Annotated in this window: 20 protein-coding genes; 18 read left to right on the forward strand and 2 right to left on the reverse strand. The window is 60.3% G+C overall.

Annotation, left to right across the window (positions count from 1 at the left end):
- Nucleotides 1–49: 49 nt before the first annotated feature.
- Nucleotides 50–1,165 (reverse strand): SGNH/GDSL hydrolase family protein, encoded by a 1,116-nt coding sequence (locus QMK33_RS00785; protein ID WP_283562649.1) that lies wholly within the window; start codon nt 1,163–1,165, stop codon nt 50–52.
- A 198-nt stretch (nt 1,166–1,363) separates the two neighbouring features.
- Between QMK33_RS00785 and QMK33_RS00790 the strand changes: the two genes are divergently transcribed.
- From QMK33_RS00790 to QMK33_RS00840, 11 genes are all read left to right on the forward strand, one after another.
- Complete coding sequence (locus QMK33_RS00790; protein ID WP_283562650.1) at nt 1,364–2,197, forward strand: oxidoreductase; 834 nt, start codon at nt 1,364–1,366, stop codon at nt 2,195–2,197.
- 167 nt (nt 2,198–2,364) lie between these two features.
- Nucleotides 2,365–3,216, forward strand: a complete 852-nt coding sequence (locus QMK33_RS00795; RefSeq protein WP_283562651.1) for an FRG domain-containing protein — start codon at nt 2,365–2,367, stop codon at nt 3,214–3,216.
- Nucleotides 3,217–3,889: 673 nt separating this feature from the next.
- Nucleotides 3,890–5,368, forward strand: a complete 1,479-nt coding sequence (guaB, locus tag QMK33_RS00800; RefSeq protein WP_283562652.1) for an IMP dehydrogenase — start codon at nt 3,890–3,892, stop codon at nt 5,366–5,368.
- Nucleotides 5,369–5,575: 207 nt separating this feature from the next.
- Entirely contained in the window at nt 5,576–7,681 is a 2,106-nt protein-coding gene (locus QMK33_RS00805; RefSeq protein ID WP_283562653.1) for a PP2C family protein-serine/threonine phosphatase, read from the forward strand.
- A gap of 21 nt (nt 7,682–7,702) precedes the next feature.
- A complete protein-coding gene (locus tag QMK33_RS00810; RefSeq protein ID WP_283562654.1) occupies nt 7,703–8,032 on the forward strand; it encodes an STAS domain-containing protein in 330 nt (109 codons plus the stop codon).
- A gap of 111 nt (nt 8,033–8,143) precedes the next feature.
- Entirely contained in the window at nt 8,144–8,563 is a 420-nt protein-coding gene (locus QMK33_RS00815) for an ATP-binding protein (protein ID WP_283562655.1), read from the forward strand.
- A gap of 244 nt (nt 8,564–8,807) precedes the next feature.
- Complete coding sequence (locus QMK33_RS00820) at nt 8,808–11,198, forward strand: peptidylprolyl isomerase (protein ID WP_283562656.1); 2,391 nt, start codon at nt 8,808–8,810, stop codon at nt 11,196–11,198.
- A 98-nt stretch (nt 11,199–11,296) separates the two neighbouring features.
- Nucleotides 11,297–12,688, forward strand: coding sequence for a peptidylprolyl isomerase (locus QMK33_RS00825; protein WP_283562657.1), 1,392 nt, complete (start codon nt 11,297–11,299; stop codon nt 12,686–12,688).
- Between the two features lie 165 nt (nt 12,689–12,853).
- Nucleotides 12,854–13,819: an AAA family ATPase gene (locus QMK33_RS00830; protein ID WP_283562658.1), complete on the forward strand. Its 966-nt coding sequence runs from the start codon at nt 12,854–12,856 to the stop codon at nt 13,817–13,819.
- A 122-nt stretch (nt 13,820–13,941) separates the two neighbouring features.
- Entirely contained in the window at nt 13,942–14,355 is a 414-nt protein-coding gene (locus QMK33_RS00835; protein ID WP_283562659.1) for a hypothetical protein, read from the forward strand.
- 88 nt (nt 14,356–14,443) lie between these two features.
- Nucleotides 14,444–15,010 (forward strand): GNAT family N-acetyltransferase, encoded by a 567-nt coding sequence (locus QMK33_RS00840; RefSeq protein WP_283562660.1) that lies wholly within the window; start codon nt 14,444–14,446, stop codon nt 15,008–15,010.
- Between the two features lie 88 nt (nt 15,011–15,098).
- Here the strand turns inward: QMK33_RS00840 and QMK33_RS00845 are convergent, their stop codons facing one another.
- Entirely contained in the window at nt 15,099–16,250 is a 1,152-nt protein-coding gene (locus QMK33_RS00845) for a lipid A deacylase (protein WP_283562661.1), read from the reverse strand.
- A 280-nt stretch (nt 16,251–16,530) separates the two neighbouring features.
- On the opposite strand from QMK33_RS00845, the gene recA reads away from it, so the two are divergent.
- The 7 genes from recA to rplM all read left to right on the forward strand — a co-directional run bounded on the left by recA (nt 16,531) and on the right by rplM (nt 22,742).
- Nucleotides 16,531–17,646, forward strand: a complete 1,116-nt coding sequence (gene recA, locus QMK33_RS00850) for a recombinase RecA (protein ID WP_283562662.1) — start codon at nt 16,531–16,533, stop codon at nt 17,644–17,646.
- A gap of 158 nt (nt 17,647–17,804) precedes the next feature.
- Complete coding sequence (locus QMK33_RS00855; RefSeq protein ID WP_283562663.1) at nt 17,805–18,614, forward strand: DUF3108 domain-containing protein; 810 nt, start codon at nt 17,805–17,807, stop codon at nt 18,612–18,614.
- Between the two features lie 145 nt (nt 18,615–18,759).
- Nucleotides 18,760–19,479, forward strand: a complete 720-nt coding sequence (locus QMK33_RS00860; protein WP_283562664.1) for a response regulator transcription factor — start codon at nt 18,760–18,762, stop codon at nt 19,477–19,479.
- Nucleotides 19,480–19,637: 158 nt separating this feature from the next.
- Complete coding sequence (locus QMK33_RS00865) at nt 19,638–20,708, forward strand: sensor histidine kinase (protein WP_283562665.1); 1,071 nt, start codon at nt 19,638–19,640, stop codon at nt 20,706–20,708.
- A gap of 123 nt (nt 20,709–20,831) precedes the next feature.
- Complete coding sequence (locus tag QMK33_RS00870) at nt 20,832–21,545, forward strand: RluA family pseudouridine synthase (protein WP_283562666.1); 714 nt, start codon at nt 20,832–20,834, stop codon at nt 21,543–21,545.
- A 23-nt stretch (nt 21,546–21,568) separates the two neighbouring features.
- Nucleotides 21,569–22,138 carry an SMI1/KNR4 family protein gene (locus tag QMK33_RS00875; RefSeq protein WP_283562667.1) on the forward strand — a complete coding sequence of 190 codons (570 nt, stop codon included), beginning with the start codon at nt 21,569–21,571 and terminating at the stop codon, nt 22,136–22,138.
- Nucleotides 22,139–22,289: 151 nt separating this feature from the next.
- Nucleotides 22,290–22,742: a 50S ribosomal protein L13 gene (gene rplM / locus QMK33_RS00880; RefSeq protein ID WP_283562668.1), complete on the forward strand. Its 453-nt coding sequence runs from the start codon at nt 22,290–22,292 to the stop codon at nt 22,740–22,742.
- The last annotated feature ends 2 nt before the right edge of the window (nt 22,743–22,744 follow it).

A 22,744-nucleotide genomic window follows, 5' to 3' on the forward strand; every position in this document is an offset into this window, starting at 1 on the left:
CAAAATAAAAAGCACTTCTTTATCTCGTAACTAATTGTTTTACAACATATTATTTCATCAGATTTGCAAAGAAAGGGGTCAACTCCTTCGCCATAGCGGCGTGGTCTTGCACATCGGGGTGGCCGCCGCAGCCGTGCGGGGTCATGGGCTGAAAGAAATAAACGGCCACCGGCTTAGCAGCCGGGTACGAGGCATCGGTGGCCGTCTTTATGGCGGTCAGGCAGTTTTGCAGCTTGATGCGGTTTTTGCCGTTGACCATGGGGCTACTCAGCAGCGCGATGCGCGCCTGTGGGTACTTGCTCTTCACTAGCCGCACGAATAGCGCGTAGTTATTTACGAAGGAGGCGCTGTCGAAGGGCAGGCGCGGCGTTTTACCATCGCCGTCGCTCAAGTCGTTAGTACCCAATGCAATGCTTACTACGGCGGGCTTGTATTTGGTAAAGTCCCAGAGCTTCGGGTTATCCACCCGAAAATCAAATTTCTCATACACCTGCGGCATGGTGGGGCCGGCTTGGCTCCAGGTGCGGTACGCCCCAATGCCGCTCACGCTACTTAGTAAGTAGTTGACTTTCAAGCCTCGGGCCACGCGGGGGCCGTAGGCCTGGTAGGCGTTAGTCTGGTCGTGGTACTCGCCGGTGCCGCAGGGCACCTCCGAGGGGTCGGAGGCGGCTCCGCAGGTAATGCTGTTGCCAATAAACTCGATAAGCGGGCCGGTGGGCGCGGGCAAGGCCTTCAGCTTCGCGCCGGTTACTTTCTCGATATTGATGGGGCCGGTGCTAGCCTCGGTGGCTTTATAAATCCAGACCGTATGGCGGCCCGCCGCGGGGGCGGCAATGGTCAGCGGGGCGGCCGAGCTGCCCTCCACGCGCAGGCGCTTCTGGTACACGCCATCCAGTTCATACTGCAAGTAGCTATGGCCCTGCTTAGTAGGTAGATTGGCAAAAACCTGGCACTCGGTACCCTCAAAGCTGAAGCCAAAGTGCACGGCTGAGCTTATCAACTCCAGCTGCCCCGTGCTGGTGAGCTGGTAGCGGCCCAGGGGCTGCAAAGCATTTGCCGGTAAAGTATCAGTTGGGGGAGCGGCCACGCGGGCGGGGGCGCAGCCCAGGGCTACGCCGCAAGCGGCCAGCAACAGGTACCGGCTGGTAAATTTTGAATTCAACATGCTTATTTTCAATATTTTATGCACTGCTTCTTACCACCGCCCCCTGCCAAATGTAACGCCTTGCGCCGGGCTGGGCCAAGCGGCCACGGGCCACGAAAAGACGCCCGAAAAAACCAGCCTTCGAAGCTCAGTCAAACAATCGCCCTACCGGCCGCGTCTTGTCCCGTATAGTTTTCGTTTTCACCCCCTCCTGATTTTATGACCAAGCATTGGTTTATTACCGGCGTTAGCACCGGCTTTGGCAAACACCTGGCCGAGCTGGCCCTCGCCAAGGGCGACAAAGTAGCCGCTACATTCCGCCAGCAGGCCCAGGCCGACGAGTTCACTCAACAAGCTGGCGATATGGGCGTTGGCCTGGTAGCCGACGTGGCCGATGAGGCCGCCGTTAAACAAGCCGTGGCTGCTGCCATCCAGGCCCTCGGCTACCTCGACGTTATCGTCAACAATGCTGGCTATGGCTCGATGGGGCCCATCGAAGAAGTGCTCGATGCCGAAGTGCAGCGCCAGTTCGACATCAACGTGTTTGGCCCGCTGCGAGTGCTGCGCGCCGTGCTGCCCCACCTGCGCGAGCGCAGAAGCGGCCACATCCTCAACATCACCAGCATTGGCGGGCTGCGCGCCTTCCCCGGCGTGGGCATCTACAACGGCTCCAAGTTTGCCCTCGAAGGCATTGGCGAGAGCCTGGCCGCGCAGGTGGGCCCGCTCGGCATCCACGTGACCAACGTGGAGCCCAGCGGCTTCCGCACCGACTGGGCCGGCCGCTCGGCCACGTTCACCGAGCCCGCCATTGCCGATTACCGCGCCACGGCGGGCAAAAACATGGCTGATATCCAAGGGTATAGCGGCCAGCAGCCCGGCGACCCCGAGCGCGCCGCCCAGGCCATGTTCGACCTTGTGCGCATGGACAACCCGCCCCTGCACCTGCCCCTGGGCAAGGCGGCCGTGAAGGGCGCGCTGGCCAAATTTGCCGACATTACCAAGGAAGTGGAGCAGTACGCCCACATCGGCAACGGCGCCGACTTCCCGAGCTAGCTAAGCAGCTGATTTTAGGTTAAGTAGACCGTCCTGTCGTCGACAGGACGGTCTTTTTTAATTAGCGCCAACGCACTCCGGTCCGCCGGCGAAGCCGGCCGACCGGAGTGCGCATGAACGATGCCTGCATATAGCCGCCACCCTACCCCCGGCCGTACCTTCACTTTATGCCCACTGCTACCCCGCCCGCCGCCAACGACTTCGAAGCCCAGAGTTGGCAGCACCTGCAAGACCTACTGTTTCACGACACCTGGGATGCCCGCCTGGGGCGCTACCGCTCGCCGTTTGTATACCGCGGCATGCGCAGCTTTGGCTACACACTTAGCACCAGCTTGCAGCGGCTGGGTGGCCAGTATGCCACCCTGGAGCACCACTTGCTGCGCAATTTCCGCAAGTACGCCCGCGACACCACCACCCCGCCCGGCGCCACCGTGTGGGACTGGCTGGCCCTGGCCCAGCACCACGGCCTGCCCACGCGCCTGCTCGACTGGACGTACTCGCCCTACGTGGCGCTGCACTTCGCCACCGACGACCTGCACGCTTACCACCAAGACGGCATTATCTGGGCCTTCAACTACGTGAAGGCTGCCGAGCACCTGCCCCCCGCCCTGCGCGATGCCCTGGCCACCGAAGGCTCCAACGTGTTCACTACCGAGCTGTTGGCCCCCACCGTGCCCAGCCTGAGCAGCCTGGGCAGCCTCCAGCCCGAGCCGTTTGTGCTCTTCCTGGAGCCGCCCTCGCTCGATGCGCGCATTGTGCACCAGTATGCGCTGTTCTCGCTCATGAGCACCCCCGATGCCACGCTGCACACCTGGTTGGCCCAGCGCCCCGAACTGTATTTCCGCATTCGCATTCCGGCCCGCCTCAAGTGGGAAGTGCGCGATAAGCTCGACCAGGCCAACATCACCGAGCGCGTACTCATGCCGGGGCTTGGCGGCCTCAGCAGCTGGTTGCACCGGCACTATTCGTCGGCGTTGGGCCGCTCCGCCACGGGCGAAAGCGCCGAACTGCCCGGTTAATTTCTTCCATTCGGTAGGCCCAGGTGTGCGTTCAGCGAGAATACTTGCGTGCTGAGCGATTCTTTTGGTGGCATTACAAGCATTTAATGTTAATTTTGTATTGTAAATGTTAAGCAGCTGATTGTCCGCTACCTGGATAAACAGCAACTCAACTGGCTCTGGCAGCGGCACTTGGTGCCGCGCTCGGGCCACCAGTATCGCACCGGGCTTACCCGGGCAAAAAGTTTGGTTTTCTTGTGGAAAAGGAACCTGTTGGAAAGGCTCGCCCCATTTGGGACGAGTCTTTTTTTTGGCCTAAAATCCAAGCGCCGCTACCTGAATAGGCAACGGCGCTTGGATTTTACAGGGTTTTGCGGGCCTGGCTAGTAACGCCCGCGGCCACGGGCCACGATGAGCGCGCGGGCCTCTTGGTCCGTGGCCGCGGGCGTGCACTATGCACGAGCTAAGCGTGAGGGAGCCGAGCACAACAAGCGGCAAAACGCGGCGGAGTAATATATTAAGAATCATCATAATTTGATGAAGTGAAAGAAAAGAGGCGGTGCGCGCATGGTTATTAAATGCCCCGGCCCCGTAGAGCGATGGCGGGCTGGTCGAGATATTTTGGCTCTCCGTCGTGATTCTACGCCGTATATTTGTCTGGCAATAAGGTTTTCTGCCTAAACCCCCTGTTGCTATGGCCGACCACGCCGCCCCAAAAATCGTTTTCGAGGCCCTGACCTACGACGACGTACTGCTGCTACCCGCTTACTCGGAGGTGCTACCCCGCGACTGCGACCCTGGCACCCAGCTCACCCCCCGCATTCGGTTGCACCTGCCCCTCATCTCGGCCGCCATGGATACCGTGACCGAGGCCGACATGGCTATTGCGCTGGCCCAGGCCGGCGGCCTCGGCATTGTGCACAAGAATATGAGCATCCACAAGCAGGCCGAGCAGGTGCGCCGCGTTAAGCGTAGCGAGTCGGCCCTCATTCAGGACCCGTTCACGCTGCCGCCCACCGCCACCCTGGCCGATGCCCGCCAACTGATGCGCAAGCACAACATTGGGGGCATTCCGGTAGTGGAGGCCGACCGCCGCCTGGTGGGCATTCTCACCAGCCGCGACCTGCGCTTCGAGAAGGATTTCAACGCGCCCGTTACCACCGTGATGGTGCCGCTCGACCGCCTCGTAACTGCCCCCGCGGGCATCGACCAGCAAGCGGCCGAAGACATGCTGCAAGACCGCAAGGTAGACAAGCTGCCCCTCGTGGATGCCGAGGGCCGCCTCACCGGCCTCATGACCTACAAGGACATTCGCAAGCGCCGCCGCTCGCCCCAGGCCAGCAAAGACAACCAAGGCCGCCTGCGCGTGGGGGCCGCCGTGGGCGTCACCGCCGACCTGCTTCAGCGCGTGGCCGCCCTCGTGGAGGCCGGCGTCGATATCATCAGCATCGATACCGCCCACGGCCACAGCAAGGGCGTACTCGACGCCGTGCGCATGCTGAAGCAAGCATACCCGAACCTCGATATTATGGCCGGCAACGTGGCTACCGCCGCCGGCGCCCGCGCCCTGGCCGACGCCGGGGCCGAGGTAGTGAAAGTAGGCGTGGGCCCCGGCTCCATCTGCACCACCCGCATTATTGCCGGCATCGGCGTGCCGCAGCTCTCGGCAGTGCTGGAGGCCGCGCGCGGCGTAGAAGGCACCGGTGCTACCGTGGTAGCCGATGGCGGCATCAAGTTTTCGGGCGACATCGTGAAGGCGCTGGCCGGTGGGGCCGCCGCCGTTATGGTAGGCTCGCTACTGGCGGGCACCGAGGAGTCGCCCGGTGAGCTCATTATCTACGAAGGCCGCAAGTACAAGACCTACCGCGGCATGGGCTCGGTAGAAGCCATGGAAGACGGCTCAAAAGACCGCTACTTCCAGGATGCCGAAGACGACGTAAAGAAGCTGGTGCCGGAGGGCATTGTGGGCCGCGTGCCCTTCAAGGGCAGCGTGAGCGAGGTGCTGTACCAGATGGCGGGCGGCCTGCGCGCCGGCATGGGCTACGTAGGGGCCCCCGACCTAGCGGCGCTGCAAGCGGCGCAGTTTGTGCGCATCACCGGGGCCGGCCTGCGCGAAAGCCATCCCCACGACGTGCAAATCACCCGCGAAGCGCCCAACTATTCGAGCCGCTAATCCCCACCGCACGCGGTTGTCCCTCAGTTCTGAATAGCACTCAACTACTATCCAGAACTGAGGGACAACTGCTTAGGAGCCTTATTTAATGACTAAGCCGGACCTGGCAAGCTTCTGCGTAGTTTTGTGCTTTGTCTTGGCTGGCCGGGGAGTGCGCATTGGGAAAGGAGGCCGCTTCGCATTGTTCTTGCCTTCGATTACCCTACTATGCCCCTATTTCGCCACGCAGCTTGGCTGATTATCTTGGCGGCTGGCTGCTGGCTGGTGCTGCTGCTCGGCACGCTCAGCCAGGGCCACTCCGTTCTTGGCCTGCCGGCCAACTGGCCCCAGTGGCTGCTGCTGCTGGCGCAGGGTGGCTTTGCGGCCGGCGTGTTTCTCTACGCCCGCATGCAGCCCAAGCCCTTGGTGGGGCACGGCTTTCTGCCCCTGCTCAAGCGCTTGTTTTGGCGCGGGCTGGTGCTCACCATTTTGCTGGTGAGCGTGCAAGCCCTGGTGCAGCTGGCGGCCGCACGCAAGCTGCCGCTGCCCGGCAATGCCACGGCCGCGGCGGGCTATACCGTCAGCCTGGCGCTGTTTATCGTGCTGCTTGCCCAAATGCTCTACGTCTGGCGGGCGCTGGTGAGCTTTCGGGGTAGCGCGCGGCTGCAACGCGAATGGCTGGCGTTTGAGCTGCTGCTGGGCATGGTACTGCTATTGCAGCTATTTGCATGGCAAACGCCTGATTTTCTGCATATTGCCGTAATTACCGGGCTGGGCCTTTTTGGGATATACCTGAGCGGGCACCAGCGCTGGGTGGCCTACCTAAGCCAGGGGCAAAAGGCACAGGCTATTATGCTGCAATTGAGCCTATTAGGCTTTTTAACAGTATTTTTACTCTACCTGCGTGGGGCCCAGGCCGACGCCGTTATCATCGCCCCGCCCACGCAGCAGGCCTTTCTGGTGCTTACGGCCTTTTTTGCGGTATTCTATGCCCTGGCGGGCTTGTTGGTCACGCTTTTCAATCTGCCCATTGCCGATGTGTATGAGCAGCGCCGGGCCGAGATTCTGAGCTTGCAGCAGCTCAGCCAGATTATTCAGCGCGGCCAAACGGCTCCCGAAATCTACCAGGCGCTTTTCACCTCAGCCGTGCAAACCATCCGGGCCGATGCCGCCTTTCTCGATGCCCAGCTGCAACCCACCGAGCTGGTTAGCCCGCTGCCCGCCCCGCTGCTGCACGAGCTAACGCTTGCCGACCGGACCGCTCTGAAGGAGCAGCTAGTGACGCTGCTCTCAGAAAATCAGACCGAGCTCATTGATAATGACCTGGCGCGCTCGCAGCGCCTGCCCGGCCTCAGCCAGCCCTACGGCTCCATGGCCATGCTGCCTCTGCGCAGCCTCACGCACGATTACGGCGTATTGGTGCTGCTCAAGAAAGAGCAGGCCGGTTTCGACCCCGAAGACCTGAGTATTCTGCACACCTTCACCACCCAAACCGTACTCAGCCTCGAAAACCTCCAACTGGCCCAGGAGGCGCGCGTCAGCCAGAGCGCACAGGATGAGCTGCGCATTGCGGCACTGGTGCAGGAGCGCCTCATTCCCAAGCACTTGCCTACCGACAACTGGTTTGAGATTGCCACCTACGCCCAGGCGGCCAAGGAGGTGGGCGGCGATTTCTACGACTTCCTGCACCTGCCGGGCCAGCAGTTGGCCGTGCTCATTGGCGATGTGTCGGGCAAGGGTGTGACGGCGGCCTTCCACACGGCCCAGATGAAGGGGATTTTTCACGCCCTCATGCAGCCCAATCCGCTGGCCAAGAAGGACCGCGACCGCTACCCCGACCCCCACCGCTTTATGGTGCTGGCCAACGAGGCCCTCACCCACTGCCTGGAGCGCTCGTCGTTCATCACGGCCTCTTTTTATCTTATTGATTATGAGGCAGGTGGCTTCAGCTTTGCCCGCGCCGGGCACTGCCACACGCTCTACTATCACTCTATTAAAGAGGAAGTTAGCTATTTTCAGAGTGAGGGCCTGGGCCTGGGCATTTTGCGTAATGCCAGCTACGGCCGCCACGTAAAAAACCAGTTTTGGGACTACAACCCCGGCGACGTGATGGTGATTTACACCGATGGCATTCCGGAGGCGCGTGACGGCGACGGTAATGAGTATGGCGAAGACCGCCTGGCCCGCATGCTGGGCGAGTCGTTTTACCAATCGGCGGAGGAAATAAACCAGCACATCCGCCGCGATGTGCAGGAATTTAGCAAGGGCCTGCCGCTGCACGACGACCAGACGCTGCTCGTCATCAAGTTCAAAGCCTCCCAACCCCAGGCCTAGCTACCCCGTATGGGGCCTATTATGAAAGTAACCGCTCAACCCGCCGACACTACCCTCACCCTGCTCCTCGATGGGGAGCTGGACGCCTCTTCGGCCGTTGTGCTCGATACCGAGCTCAACAAGCCCGAGCTGCTCCATTATAAAAGAGTTCTTATTGATTGCCAAAAACTTAGCTACATCTCTTCTGCAGGCCTGGGCGTGTTTATCTCACATTTACAGCGCTTGCAGGATGCCAAGGTAAAAATGGTTTTCTTCAATATGCAGGAAAAGGTATTCAACGTATTTGAAATCCTGGGCCTCGACTCGCTCATGACCATCGTAACTACCGAACAGGAAGCCCAAACCGCCTAATTCAAGTGGACATTAGGAGTTATTAAGTTGAGAAAGGAAACTGCAGATGCCTCCGCATCCGTAGTTTCAATCCCCACTTTTTACTTCGTAAAGTCATCGTCTATCTCTCCCATGCAAGACCAGATACGCATTAGCTGCTCGCGCCAGAACCTTCAGCAGGTTCGCGACTTCGTGCGTAGCTTTTTGCTGGCGGCCCACCGTAGCGAGCTGCTAGTGAATCAGGTAGTGCTGGCGGTGGATGAGGTGGTGGCCAATTTCATTATCCATGCCAACGGGGAGGACGCCAACCAGTTTCTGGACCTGCTGCTGGTACTGGCCGACCATCACCTCGACATCGAGATTGAGGACCACGGCAGCACCATCTTCCTGCCCCTGGGCAAAGTAGCCAACCCCGACCTGCGCGCCTACATTCAGCAGGGCCGCAAGGGCGGCATGGGCATGGCCCTGGTATCGCGCATTATGGACCAGGTGGAGTTTTTTGAGCGCAATTCGCACACCGTGTGCCACTTGAGAAAAACGCTTGCTTCCTGAGCTTTTGCCCACCACTTGCATCCGCCGCGGGCGGGCGGCCTGGCGGCCGTCCGCCCGCGCTTTTTGAGGCCAGCCCCGCTTGGCAGGCCATTCCCAACGTGGAGCCTGGCTGCCAGCCTACTTCGGCCATCCGCCGGCTTCAGCGCTCAACCAGTCTTTTCTTCGTAAAATTGTACCAGCATTGTGCCTGAAGCGTTGCGTTTTGCCTTGCAACCTTAACTGGGCCGGTTCCTTCCTTTTCTCTATGCACTCCCGCCTCCCGTTGGCCGGTGCCGCTGCTGCCACGCTGCTCCAGCTGGCCGCCTGCCAAACCAGCAAGCCGACTACCGCCTCGACTACCTCCGCCAGCTCGGTGCTGGGCACGGCCCCCGGGGCCGCACCAGTGGCCAGCGGCCCCGCCATCGAAACGCTGGGCACCTACCGGGTGCCGGCCCGCGAGTTTGCCTACGTTTATAAGAAGAACAACGGCACCGCCCCCGATTACGGCACCCGCGCCAGCGTGACGGACTACCTCACGCTCTACACCAACTTCCGCCTCAAGGTGCTCGATGCCGAGAAGCAGGGCCTCGATACCACCCAGGCCTTCCGACGCGAGCTCGATGGCTACCGGCAGCAGCTAGCCCAGCCCTACCTCACCGAAAAGGGCGTGACCGACCAGCTGGTGCGCGAAGCCTACGACCGCATGAGCCAGGAGGTCAACGCCTCGCATATTCTCATTCGGGTGGCCCCCGACGCCGCCCCGGCCGATACCCTGGCCGCCTACCAGAAAGTGGTGGCCCTGCGCCAGCGCGTAACCGGCGGCGAAGACTTCGGCACCGTGGCCCGCAGCACCAGCGAAGACCCCTCGGCGGCCGAAAACGGTGGCAAGCTCGGCTACTTCACCTCCATGCAGATGGTGTACCCGTTTGAGTCGGCCGCTTACCGCACGCCGGTGGGGCAGGTGAGCCAGCCCATTCGCACGCGCTTCGGCTACCACATTATCAAGGTGAATGACCGCCGCGCCGCGCAGGGCGAAATCAAGGTGGCCCACCTCATGGTGCGCGTAACGCCCCAGGCCCCCAAGGCCGACTCGGCGGCGGCCCACAAAAAAATCAACGAGCTGTACGCCCGCTTGCGCAAGGGCGAAAACTGGAACAAGCTCGTGGCCCAGTTTTCGGAAGACGCCGGCTCGGCCCCCAACGGCGGCGAGCTGCCTGCGTTCGGCACCGGCCGCATGATTCCCTCGTTTGAGGAAGTGGCCTTTAAGCTGCAAAAGCCCGGCGACATTGCGGCCCCGGTGCAAACGCCCTACGGCTGGCACATCATCAAACTCGTTGAAAAACAGCCGATTGCCGCCTTCGCCTCAATGGAGCCCACGCTAAAAAGCAAGGTTGCCAAAGACTCGCGCTCGGAGCTGAATCGCGCCGCCTTCCTCAAGCGCGTGCGCCAGGAAGACCAGTTTGTGGAGATTCCGGCGGCCAAGGCCCTGGCGTTTGCCCAGGCCGATACGGCTTTGCTGAAAGGCCGCTACAAGTTCAACCCCGCCACCATGACGGCCAGCGGGGGCAAGGCCTCGAAGGCCACCAAAAAGGCCGGCGGCGACAAGCTGCCGCTCTTCACCATCATGGGCAAGCCCTACCCGGTGGCCGGTTTCCTGGCTTTTGCGCAGCAAAACCAGCGCCCGCGCCCCACCGCGCAGCCTGCCTTTGCCATGCAGCAGCTCTACGACCAGTACGTGGACCAGAGCCTGACCGAATTTGAAAAAGCCAGCCTTCCTACCAAGTACGAAGACTACCGCATGCTGGTGCAGGAATACCGCGACGGTATCCTGTTATTCCAGCTGATGGACAGCAAGGTATGGAGCAAGGCCATTGAGGATACCGCTGGCCTCAAGAAGTACTTCATGGCCAATCAGGCCAACTACCAGTTTGGACAGCGGGTGCAGGGCACCGTTATTTCGGCCGCTTCGCCGCAGTTGCTGGCCAAGGCCCAGCGCGCCCTGCCGGCCGGCCGCTACCCCGTGGCGGGCAAGGCGGGCTCGGCGCTCGTGCACTTCCAGCTGGGCACCGCCACGCCAGCCAACACTGGCGGCTCGACCGTGCTCGACGACGTGGCCCGGCGCATGGCCCAGGACACGGCCCTTGCAGTAACCGTGGCTGGCCACATTCGCCGGGGCGAAAGCAAGGCGCTGGCCCGCCAGCGCGCCGACGCCGCCATCGACTACCTGGCCAAAACCGGCAAGGTGGAGCGCCGCCGCCTCGTGGCCGCTACCACCGGCGCAGCCACCACGGCCACCGGCGATACGCGCCTGACCTTCTCCAGCAACTCGGCCAGCACCCTGGAAACCAACCTAAACCAGCAAAACCCGCTGGCGGTGCAGATTCAGCAGCGCATTTTTCAGAAGGGCGATAATAAGGTGATGGACGACTACCTCACCCAGCCCGTGGGCACCTACAAGATGCAGCGCGACGGGCGCTACTACGCCGTGGTGGTGCAGCAAAACCTGGCCGCCGGCCCTAAGGCCCTCGGCGATGCCCGCGGCCAGGCCACCAGCGACTACCAGAACTACCTCGAAAAGCAGTGGATTGAGCAGTTGCGCCAGCAGTATCCGGTGAAGGTCAACGACGCCGAGGTGAGCAAGCTGGTCACTAAATAAATGCGCATCCCCAGCCCCGGGCCGAATTTTCTACCCGCCATCTCACGTTATTGCCGGGCGAGCGGCAACCCTCTACCGTCTTCGTGCCTCTCTATTTTATGCAACGTATCTCCCGGCGCCTAGCCTCCCTATCCTTCTTCGTGCTCGGCGCTATTATGGCGTTGCCGCACACCAGCCACGCCCAGCTCGGCATCAGCCGCGCCACCGGCCAGCAGATACTCGACGGTATCATCGTGAAGGTGGATAACCAGATTATCCTGCGTTCCGACGTGGAGAGCATCATGGCCCAGGAGCAGTCGCGCGCCCAGGGCAAGCCCCTGCCGCCCGACCTGCGCTGCAAAATATTGCAGAGCCTGGTGCTCAATAAGTTAATGATTGCCCGCGCCGAGGTTGACTCCGTCACCGTGACTGATGCCCAGGTAGGTAGCGAGCTCGACCGCCGCATGAATTACTTCGTGCAGCAGGTGGGCTCGGAGAAGAAGCTGGAAGAAATGTACAACAAGCCCGTGCGCGCCCTCAAGGAGGACCTGCGTGGCCAAGTGCACGACCAGCTGGTGCAGCAAAAAATGCAGGAGCAGATTTCGGGCAAAGTAGCCGTGACGCCCCGTGAAGTGAAGGACTACTTCGATAAAGTGCCCAAGGACAGCATTCCGTACTTCTCCACCGAGGTGGAAGTGGGCCAGATTGTGATTCCGGCGCAGGTCAACGACAAGGCCAAGCAGGATGCCATTGCCCAACTTAATGACTTGCGCGGCCGCATTCTGGCCGGCGAAAGCTTCGAAACCCTGGCCAAGCAGTTCTCGCAAGACCCCGGCTCAGGGGCGCAGGGCGGCTACCTGGGTTTCTTCAAAAAGGGCGAGCTGGTACCCGAGTACGAAGCCGCTTCCCGCAAGCTGGAGCCCGGCCAGATGTCGCCGGTTGTGGAATCGCAGTTCGGCTTTCACCTCATCCAATTCATTGAGCGCAAGGGCGATTCGTACTCCACGCGCCACATTCTGCTGAAGCCCGCCACCGGCACCGCCGACGCCAGCGTGGCCGCCACCAAGCTCACCCGCATTCGCACCCAGATTTTGAAGGACAGCATTTCCTTTGCCAAAGCGGCTAAGGATTTCAGCACCGACAAGGGCACCAGCGGCAACGGCGGCCTGCTCGCCAACCGCCAGGACGGTGGCTCGCGCATGCCCCTCGACAAGCTCGACCCGGCCATCTTCTTCATTATCGACACCATGAAGGTGGGCCACATCACCCCGCCCATGCCCTACCGCACCGACGACGGTAAGGAGGCCATGCGCATTCTCTACCTCAAAAGCAACATTCCGCCCCACCAGGCCAACCTGCTCGACGACTATCAGAAGATATCGCAGGCCGCCCTCAGCCAGAAGAAAAACAAGGCCCTCGATGCCTGGTATGAGAAAAACCGCAGCACCGTGTACCTAGAGGTAGCCCCCGAGTACACGCAGTGTAAAGTACTCACGGCCAGCGCGGAGTAGCTATTTTTTAACAAAGAGAACGTCATGCTGAACGCAGTGAAGCATCTCGCTCGCGCCGCTGGTTTAGTAATCCAACGACGCGGGTGAGATGCTTCACTGCGTTCAGCATGACGTTCTATTTAGTGATATGCCCTTTGGGGTTTTATCGTCGTTTTTATCTACCAAATGACTCAATTTCAAAACGATAAAGAAGCGGCCGACGCGCTGAAGCAAGCCTACCAGCAGCTACGCCAGGAAATCGGCAAGGTCATCGTGGGACAGGACGAGGTGGTGCGGCTGGTGCTCACGGCCGTGTTTGCGCAGGGCCACTGCCTGCTGGTGGGCGTGCCCGGCCTGGCCAAAACGCTGCTCATCCAAACCATTGCCGACTCGCTCGACCTCTCATTCAACCGCATCCAGTTCACCCCCGACCTGATGCCCAGCGACATTGTGGGCTCGGAGACGCTGACCCAACAGCGCGAGTTTCAATTTGTGAAAGGGCCGATTTTCGCCAACATCATCTTGGCTGACGAAATCAACCGCACGCCGCCCAAAACCCAGGCCGCCCTGCTCGAAAGTATGCAGGAATACGCCGTAACGGTGGCCGGGCAGCGCTACCCGCTGGCGCGCCCATTCTTCGTGCTGGCCACCCAAAACCCCATTGAGCAGGAAGGCACTTACCCTCTGCCCGAGGCCCAGCTCGACCGCTTCATGTTTAACATCCAGCTCGGCTACCCCAGCTACGAGGAGGAATTGAACATCGTCAAGAACACGACTTCCGACCGTAAGCCGGTGGTGAACAAGATACTGCATTCAGCTGATATTCAGGCATATCAGGCCCTGGTGCGCCGCGTGCCCGTGGCCGACAACGTAGTCGAATACGCCGTGGGCCTCGTGCACAAAACCCGGCCCAACACGGCCCGCACCGCCCCCCGCGCCCAGCAATTGCTGGAGTGGGGCGCCGGCCCCCGCGCCAGCCAGTACCTCATTGTGGCCGCCAAGTGCAACGCCCTGCTCACCGGCAAGTATTCGCCCGATATCGAGGACGTGCGCGCCGTAGCTTTGCCCATCCTGCGCCACCGCCTCGTGCGCAACTTCAAGGCCGAGGCCGAAGGCATGACGGTGGAGCAGATTATTAAAGAGTTGTTATAGAACGAAATAGCCCGTCATGCTGAGCCTGCGAAGCATCTCTACCACGAGAGTAACTGATTGCTACTGCGGTAGAGATGCTTCGCAGGCTCAGCATGACGAGCTACCTTCCCTAATTGAGTAAAATGGAAGCCCAAGAATACTACCAGCAATTTGAGCGCAACGTGCGCATCATCCTCGACGCCCTGGCCGCTGGCCTCGACTTGCGCACTACGTCCCTCGAAACCAGCCTGCCCATTGAGGTGTACGTGCTGTGCGAGGTGCTGAACCAGGGCGCGGGCGAGCACTTCACGCTCACCGCCACCGGCGTGGCCCGCCTAGCCGAGTTTCAGCAGCAGTTTATGAAGCACGAGGACCAGACGCTGGCTGCCATGCAGCGTGTGCTGGCCGATAAGCAGTCCATCATGCGCACGCCCGAGGGCCGCGTATTCACCAAGGAAATGCTGATTCGCCGGCTGGAGTTTTTCAATGAGGCTGCCCGGCAGGTGAACGTGATGCGCACGCAGCAAGCCTTGGGCAGCCCGCGGCAATACGTTTAACCAGCATATTTACTTACGAATGAGGCAGTTATGGAAAAGACTTTTATTGCAATAGCTTTTTTCATAACTACCTCATTATCTTTTACTTATGGTGCTTGAGACTCCCCGCCTGCTGCTGCGCCCCTACGAGCCAGCCGATGCGGCAGCCTTCTTCACTGTGCTCGACCAGAGCCGGGAGCGCCTGAAAACTTCGTTTCCTGACCGCCTGCGCGCCGTGCCCAACCAAGCCGCCGCGCCCGCCCAGTTAGCCGCTTTTACCGATGACTGGCAGGCCGGCCGCTTCTACGTGCTGGGCATCTGGCTGCGTGAAACCCTTGATTACCTGGGTGATATCTGCCTGATGCCCCAGCGCCACGGGCAGGCCGAAATAGGCTATTACCTGGCTGCCGAAGCCGAGGGCCAGGGCTATGCCCGCGAGGCGCTGGCCGCCGTGTGCCGCTTTGGCTTTGGGCGGCAGGTGGAGGCGCAGCGCCTGCTCATCCGCTGCTATGCCGACAATGCGCGGGCCCAGGCGGTGGCGCGGGCGCTGGGCTTTGCCTTGCAGACACCCGTACAGCCGGAGGCCCCCGCGTGGTTCCGGTTTAGCTTCTGGGATAGCAAGCCACCGTCCCCAGCCATTTTGCATTTCGTACGGCACTGGTCCGCCGGGGATTAAAATGTAGGGTAAGCTTCAGCTTGCCAATCGTTGCTTGTCGTTATTGGTAAGCAACGATTGGCAAGCTAAAGCTTACCCTACGCGCACCCTACTGCCCCACGCGCACGCGCCGGCCCACATTCCCCAGCAGCCACTCCTGCCGGAAATTCAGGTACACGCCGAACGAGAAGTCAAGTAGCTGCTTATTAAAGTCATACGCCGGCTCCACGCGCACCGTAATAGCCGCCGCGTCCGCAATGCGGAAGTCGCGCAGCAGGCGCACCAGCAGCAGCCGGCGCTCGGCATCGGTGAAGCCCGGCGTGCCGTAGCGGGAGGCAACAGACTGGTAGTAGTTGCCCCCCAGCGGCGCAAAAAACTGGTGCCCCTGCCAGTAGCTCAGCATCACATCCAGGTAGCGGGTTTCGAGCGTGCCATTGAGATACAGCGCGTTACCATTTTGGAAAGGCAGCCGGTAATTGGCAAATGAGTGGTCGTCGAACAGCAGGCCGTAGGCGTTGAGCCGCACCGCCCGAAAGGTGCCGCCACCCAGCGACACCCGCGCCACCACGCCGCTGGCGTAGTTGAACAGCGTTTGGATGGGCTTGTGCAGCGTATCAATCTGCCCGCCCTCGTGCCGGGCCGTAAATTGCAGGGGGATAGACACTTGCACCGGGCTATTATCGCCGGTTAGTTGGAAGCTGCTGGTGAAGCCGCCGGCAATCTGCTCCTGGTAGCTCACGCCCGCGTATTCCTGCCGCAGCCAGTCCACCCACACGTCCAGCGCCACGCGCTTGGTGTTTAGCCGGTACTGCAAGCCTTCCTCCAACGGCTTTAGCATTACGCGCTCAAAATCGAACAGCGGCTCGATGTAGCCGTGGTTAAGATTGGCTTTGATATTACCAAAAATGAACTGGCTGCTGCCGTGCGTCCAGGTGGCGCGGTAGGTGGGGCGGACCTGCCGCAGCTGCGGGGTCCCGAAGTCTTTCCACAGGAAAATGCCGGCTTCTAAGCGGAGGTTTTTGGTGGGGTAATAGACGAGCTGTGGGTTCAGCTGCGTGCCAAACAGCGTGTAGCCCTGGACGATATCGTTGAAATACTCATTGTCTTTGAAGAAAGTAAAGGCATTTAGCGAGAGGTGGAGGTCACCGGCCCGGTGGTAATTGCGGGCGAGCGAGGCGGCGGCGATTCCAATGGTATCCTGCGCCGTGAGGGTTCTGGGGGCCTGCCCCACATCGTCTGACAGTATTGTGCGGTATTTCACATTGCCAGGGTCAGGCGCTGTAAACGCCCGATTATCGAGTTGCGCCCACGCTGGCGCGGCCGTAAACAACACAGCCCCAACGCTAACTAAAATTTTTAGAAATTTCCTCATAAATTTGCGCATTGTTCGGCACAAAACCGGGGGCCGTTGCGTTACAAATGGCCACCGAAAAACAGAACGGTAGTTAGCCTAGTCGGCTGCTACTCTATGCTGGTGTGACGAACCGAAATACCGTAGTTTTACAAACCAAAGTTTCTTTTCAACCCCCCCTCCCACGTCTATGGCCTTTGCAACCAAAGCCGAAAAACCAGAAAAGGCCGAGAAAGCCGAAAAAACCACCGGCGGCGACCCCATCGCTGAGAAGAAAAAGGCGCTCATGCTCACGCTGGAGAAGCTGGACAAAGCCTTCGGCAAAGGTACCGTGATGAAGCTTTCGGACCAGAAAGTGAACGACGTGCCGTCCATCAGCACCGGCTCGCTCTCGCTGGATATTGCCCTCGGCATCGGCGGCCTGCCCCGCGGCCGCGTGGTCGAAATCTACGGCCCCGAGTCGAGCGGTAAAACGACGCTGACAATGCACGCCATCGCCGAAGCCCAGAAGGCTGGTGGCACGGCGGCTTTCATCGACGCCGAGCACGCTTTTGACCCCGCCTACGCCAAGAAACTGGGCATTGATGTGGACAACCTCCTCATCGCGCAGCCCGATAACGGCGAGCAAGCCCTCGAAATTGCCGACCAGCTCATCAGCTCGGGCGCCATCGACATCATCGTTATCGACTCCGTGGCGGCCCTCGTGCCCAAAGGCGAACTCGAAGGCGACATGGGCGACTCGAAAGTGGGCCTGCACGCCCGCCTCATGAGCCAGGCCCTGCGCAAGCTCACCGGCACGATTAACAAGACCAACTGCCTGTGCATCTTCATCAACCAGCTGCGCGAGAAAATTGGTGTGATGTTCGGCTCGCCCGAAACCACGACCGGCGGTAACGCCCTCAAATTCTACGCTTCGGTCCGCCTCGACATCCGTCGCATCGGCCAAATCAAGGAAGATAAGGACAACGTAACCGGCAACCGCACCAAGGTGAAGGTGGTGAAAAACAAAGTAGCGCCGCCCTTCAAGGTGGTCGAGTTTGACATCATCTACGGCCAGGGTATCAGCAAAGTCGGCGAAATCGTGGACCTGGGCGTGGACATGGGCATCATCGGCAAGTCGGGCTCGTGGTTCAACTACGGCGCCAACAAGATTGGCCAGGGCCGCGAGGCCGTGAAAACCCTGCTACTCGACAACCCCGAGCTGGCCGACGAAATCGAAGCCAAAATCCGCAACATGGCCAAGGGCGATACCGACGTTATCCCCGTGGACATGAGCGGCCCCGAGGACGGCGACGACACGCTGTAAGCCTCCCGGCTGCCTCTAGCACGAGTGCCCCGCTGCCACCTGGTAGCGGGGCATTTTTTCTATCCGGCCAAGGCGGTGGGCGGCGGCATTGCCCCGTAGTTTTACAGGCTGGCACTTTGTTTGTAAATCTGTTCCTGCTCCCGCTTCGTTTTTAGTGTATGCGCCGCTGGCTACTTGTTCCGCTTCTCCTACTGAGTGCCGCCTGGACGCAGCCCCGCGGCCTGGCCGAGCCGGTGCGCTTTTGGCCCAACGCCAGCTTCCGGGCCGGCGAAACCATTCGCTACAAGGTGCACTACGGCATGCTCAACGCGGCCGAGGCCACCGTCGAAACCTCCGGCAGCCTGGAGCACATTGCCAACCGCCCCTGTTACAAAGCCACCGTGAGCGGCCGCACCATCGGCTCGGTCGACTTTTTTCTGCACGTCAAGGACCAGTGGCGCTCCTACATCGACACGGCCAGCATTTTGCCCCTGCGCTCCTCGCGCGACATTGAGGAGAGCACCTACCGCAAGAAGGAAGTGGTGGATTTCGACCAGGAGCACAACCTGGTAAACGTGCTGCAAACCCACACCAAGGAGCCCATTCGCTACACCTTTAAGGTGCCCAATAATGTGCAGGAGCTGGTGAGCGGCTTCTACTACCTGCGCACCCTCAACTACGACCACATGAAGGTGGGCGAGGTCATTCACATGGGCGGCTTCTTCGACGAAGCCACTTTTAACCTGGACGTTACCTTCCGGGGCCGCGAGGTAATTCAGACCAAAGCCGGCGTGGTGCATGCCCTGAAACTAGTGCCCAAAATGCCGCCCAACCGCATTTTTCGGGGCGAGGAAGCCATCAAGGTTTACCTCTCCGACGACCGCAACAAGATTCCGGTGCTCTTCCAGGCCGAGCTGTTTGTGGGCTCCGTGAAGGTGGATATGTACAAGTATGAGGGGTTGAAATACCGACTCAACTTGGCCAAATAACTCACTACCTAACAGCTGGTTAACCGCCGGCTACTGTTAATTATTTGGTTGGTAACCAGGGCGTCACACAAACGTAACATGGCCGCCGCGCCGAAGCGGGTAATTTTGCACCGCGGAAGTCCTTACCCCTTCTGCCCTACCCGCCGTGGCAACCCCCGCCAACCAACGGTCAGCGCCAGCGAAATCCGCTGCCTACAAGATTCTGGTCGTTGACGACGACCCCGACATCGTGGAGCTGCTGGAGTTCAATCTCAAAAAAGAAGGCTACTTCACCGCCTCGGCCGGCGACGGCCGCCAGGCCCTGGCTGCCGCCCAGGAGTTCAACCCCGACATCATCCTGCTCGACGTGATGATGCCCCACCTCGACGGCATTGCCACCTGCCGCCTGCTGCGCGAGCAACCCAAGTTCAAAGACACCTACATTCTCTTCCTCACGGCCCGCGCCGAAGAGTTTTCGGAAGTAGCCGCCTTCGAAGCCGGGGCCGACGACTTCCTGGCTAAGCCCATCAAGCCCAGGGCCTTACTGAGCCGCCTGGCCGCCATTGTGCGCCGCGACCAAGACCCCCACGCCGCTGTAGAAGCCATCGACATCAACGGCCTGCGAATCGACCGCACCGCCTTCGCCGTGTACCAGGAGGGCCGCAAAATCACGCTCCCCAAGAAGGAGTTCGAGTTGCTCGCCTTCCTGGCCGCCGCCCCCCACAAGGTGTTCAGCCGCGACGAGTTGCTGCAAAACATCTGGGGCAACGACGTCTTTGTGCTGGCCCGCACCGTGGATGTGCACGTGCGCAAAGTGCGCGAAAAAGTGGGCGACCACCACATCCAAACCATTAAGGGTGTGGGCTATAAGTTTAATGCTGACTAACTAGCTGCTGCAAAAGCGGAACGTCATGCTGAACGCAGTGAAGCATCTAGCGTGGTTACTAACTTCAACTAAATGAGTTTAGCAATCCACACGAGATGCTTCACTGCGTTCAGCATGACGTTCCGCTTTCCTTTTTGCTTCCATACCTGATTTGCCTCATGACCCTCTCCTCCCGCACCATTGCCGTGCTCATTGCGATGCTGGTGGCGGGGGTGCTCACCACGTTTGCCTACGTGGCACCCACGCTGCCCTCACACCAGGCTTTTCTGGTGGCGGGCATCACGGTGGCGGCGTGCTTTCTACTGGTGTATTTGTCGTTTGAGGCCCTTATTTTTCGGGAGATAAACGGTATCTACTCACGCCTGGAGCACATCAAGCGCAAGGAGTTTAAACAACTGAGCAACAAGTTTTTGTTTCGGCCCGAGCCCCTGCGCCGCATCGGCGACGAGATAGTAGAGATGGCCGAGCGCCGCCAGCAGGAGCTCGATGAGCTCAAGCGCCTGCAAGCCCTGCGCCGCGAGTTCCTGGCCGATGTGTCGCACGAGCTCAAAACGCCACTTTTCGCCGCCCAAGGCTTCGTGCACACCATTCTGGATGAGGAGGAGGACAACGAGGAAACGGGCATGGACCCGGCCACCCGCCGCAAGTTTTTGCAGCGCGCCGCTGCTAGCCTCGACGCCCTTGATGCCCTGGTGCAGGACCTGGTTACCATTTCGCAACTCGAAAAGGGCGTTATCCGCATGCGCCGCCAGCGCTTCGACCTCGTGGCGCTGGTGCAGGAGCTGTTTGAGTTGCTGGAGCAACAAGCCCAGCGGCGCGGGACCACCCTGGAGCTGTTTCCGCCGCACCTAGCTGGAGAGGAGCTATTCGTAGTGGCCGACCGCAACCGTATCCGCCAGGTACTTATCAACCTGATTGACAACGCAATAAAATACGGGCGTGAGCAAAACGGCCAGGTAGTAGTGGCCCTCACGCCGGGCCGCGGCGGCGTGCGCGTGGCGGTGCGCGACAACGGAGCGGGCATTGCGCCCGAGCACCAGGCCCGCATTTTTGAGCGCTTCTACCGGGTCGACAAGAGCCGCTCACGCTCGGCCGGCGGCTCGGGGCTGGGCCTGGCCATCAGCAAGCACCTTGTGGAGGCGCATAAATCCACCATTTCCATCAAGAGCATCCTCGACGAGGGCACTACGATGGAATTCAAGCTCCCCAGGCCCAAAGAAGCAAAGTAGCTTTAGCTTGCGAGCGAGCGCCAGCGAGCAGCCGAAACCGCGCCGCCCTGCCAACCGCTCCTAGTCTGGCCCCCAACGCCCCGCAAGCTAAAGCCTACGCTACCCGCTACCTTTGTGGTCCGCATGAAGCCACCTAAGTTCAAAGACCTTATCCTGTTTGAGAACGACGATTACATCGTCGTCAACAAACCCCCGTACCTCTCCACGCTCGACGAGCGCATTGGCGTGGCCGCCAGCCTGTTGCGCATGGCCCGCGAATACGCCGACGATGCCCAGGTGGGCCACCGCCTCGACCGCGACACCAGCGGCGCGCTCGTGATAGCCAAAAACCCGGAGGCCTACCGCCACGTGTCGATGCAGTTCGAAAACCGTGAGGTGCGCAAGGTGTACCACGCCGTAACCTGGGGCGCCCCGCCGCTGGAACAGTTTGTGGTAGAGCGTAATATCGAAACCACCAAGAGCGGCAAGGCCCGCTTAGCCTTCAAGGGCAAGCCCGCAGAAACGCGCTTCACCACCCTCGATACCTACGCCCGCCACTCGCTGGTGCAATGCGAGCCCGTAACCGGCCGCATGCACCAGATTCGCCTGCACCTGGCCTATGTGCAAGCGCCTATAGTGGGCGACCACCTCTACGGCGGCGAAGACTTTTTTCTGTCCACGCTCAAGAAGAAATTCAACCTGAAGGACGGCGAAACTGAGCAGCCCTTCATCAAGCGTTTTGCGCTGCACGCCAAGGAACTGGAGTTTACGGGGCTTGATGGCGTTGCCATTCAGGTAGACGCCCCGTACCCCAAAGACTTTAGGGTATTAGTCGAAACCCTGGCGCAGTATCGCTAACCTGCGCGCAGCTATCACGAACCATGTCAAGCATTTGGACTCGTTTTGAAGCCTGGTTGGCCGCGAATGCGCCGCAGTTGATAGACGAGCTAAATCCTGGCGCCACCGACGCCGAACTGCGCACGTTGGCCACGGCAATCGGTGCGGAGCTACCAGCCGATTTCCTGGCTTTCTACCGCGTGCACAACGGGCAGCGCAATCTTGACAATGCCCTGTTCATGGGCGAGGAACTGCTCTCCGTACCTCGTATGCTAGCCGAGTGGACCATCTGGAATGACCTGCTGCAAGGCGGTGATTTTGAAGGGGCTACCTCAACCCCGGCCCCGGGCGTGCGCGCCGATTGGTGGAACCCACGCTGGCTGCCCCTCACCTATGACGGAGCGGGCAACCACTGCTGCCTCGACCTGTCGCCCGCGCCGGGCGGCACGCACGGCCAAATAATTCGGATGTGGCACGATGATGCCGAGCGCCCTATGCTGGCACCCTCTTTTACGGAGTGGGTTACGCAGTACGTAACGGCCCTGGAAGCCGGGGAATACGTGTTTAGTGAAGAGTACGACTGCATCGTATCAGCCGATGAGTTAGGTGAGTAATTCCCCACGCTACCCGTTGATTCACTAGAAATCAGTTGGTCGCATTTGGTAATGTAGCAGAAAAAAGGTACCTTTGTGTCCGTTTTTCCCCAGCCCCAACCGGCTTGGGGGTTATTGTCAATTGTTTAGCCGGTAAATATTTACCATCCCTATGGACCACCTGAGCTTCAAGACGACCCACGTCAACAAGGCCAACGCCCAGAAAAACTGGGTTATCGTAGACGCCAGCGTGGCCCCGCTGGGCCGCGTGTGCAGCCAAATCGCCAACCTGTTGCGCGGCAAGCACAAGCCTTCGTTCACCCCCAACTCCGACTGCGGCGATAACGTAATCGTTATCAACGCGGACAAGCTGCACGTGACGGGCAAGAAAATGACCGAGAAGCTGTACATCAGCCACTCGGGCTACCCCGGCGGCCAGAAGCAGCGCACCTTGCGCGAGCAGATGAACCGCGATTCGCGTAAGGCTATTGAGCACGCCGTGAAAGGCATGTTGCAAGGCAACCGCCTCGGCGCTGCCCAGTACCGCAACATGTACGTGTACACTGGCACCGAGCATCCGCACGAAGCTCAGCAGCCCAAGCCGTACGAGCTGAAGAACCTGTAAAT

The sequence above is a fragment of the Hymenobacter sp. H14-R3 genome (genome assembly GCF_030063445.1).
Classification (GTDB): domain Bacteria; phylum Bacteroidota; class Bacteroidia; order Cytophagales; family Hymenobacteraceae; genus Hymenobacter.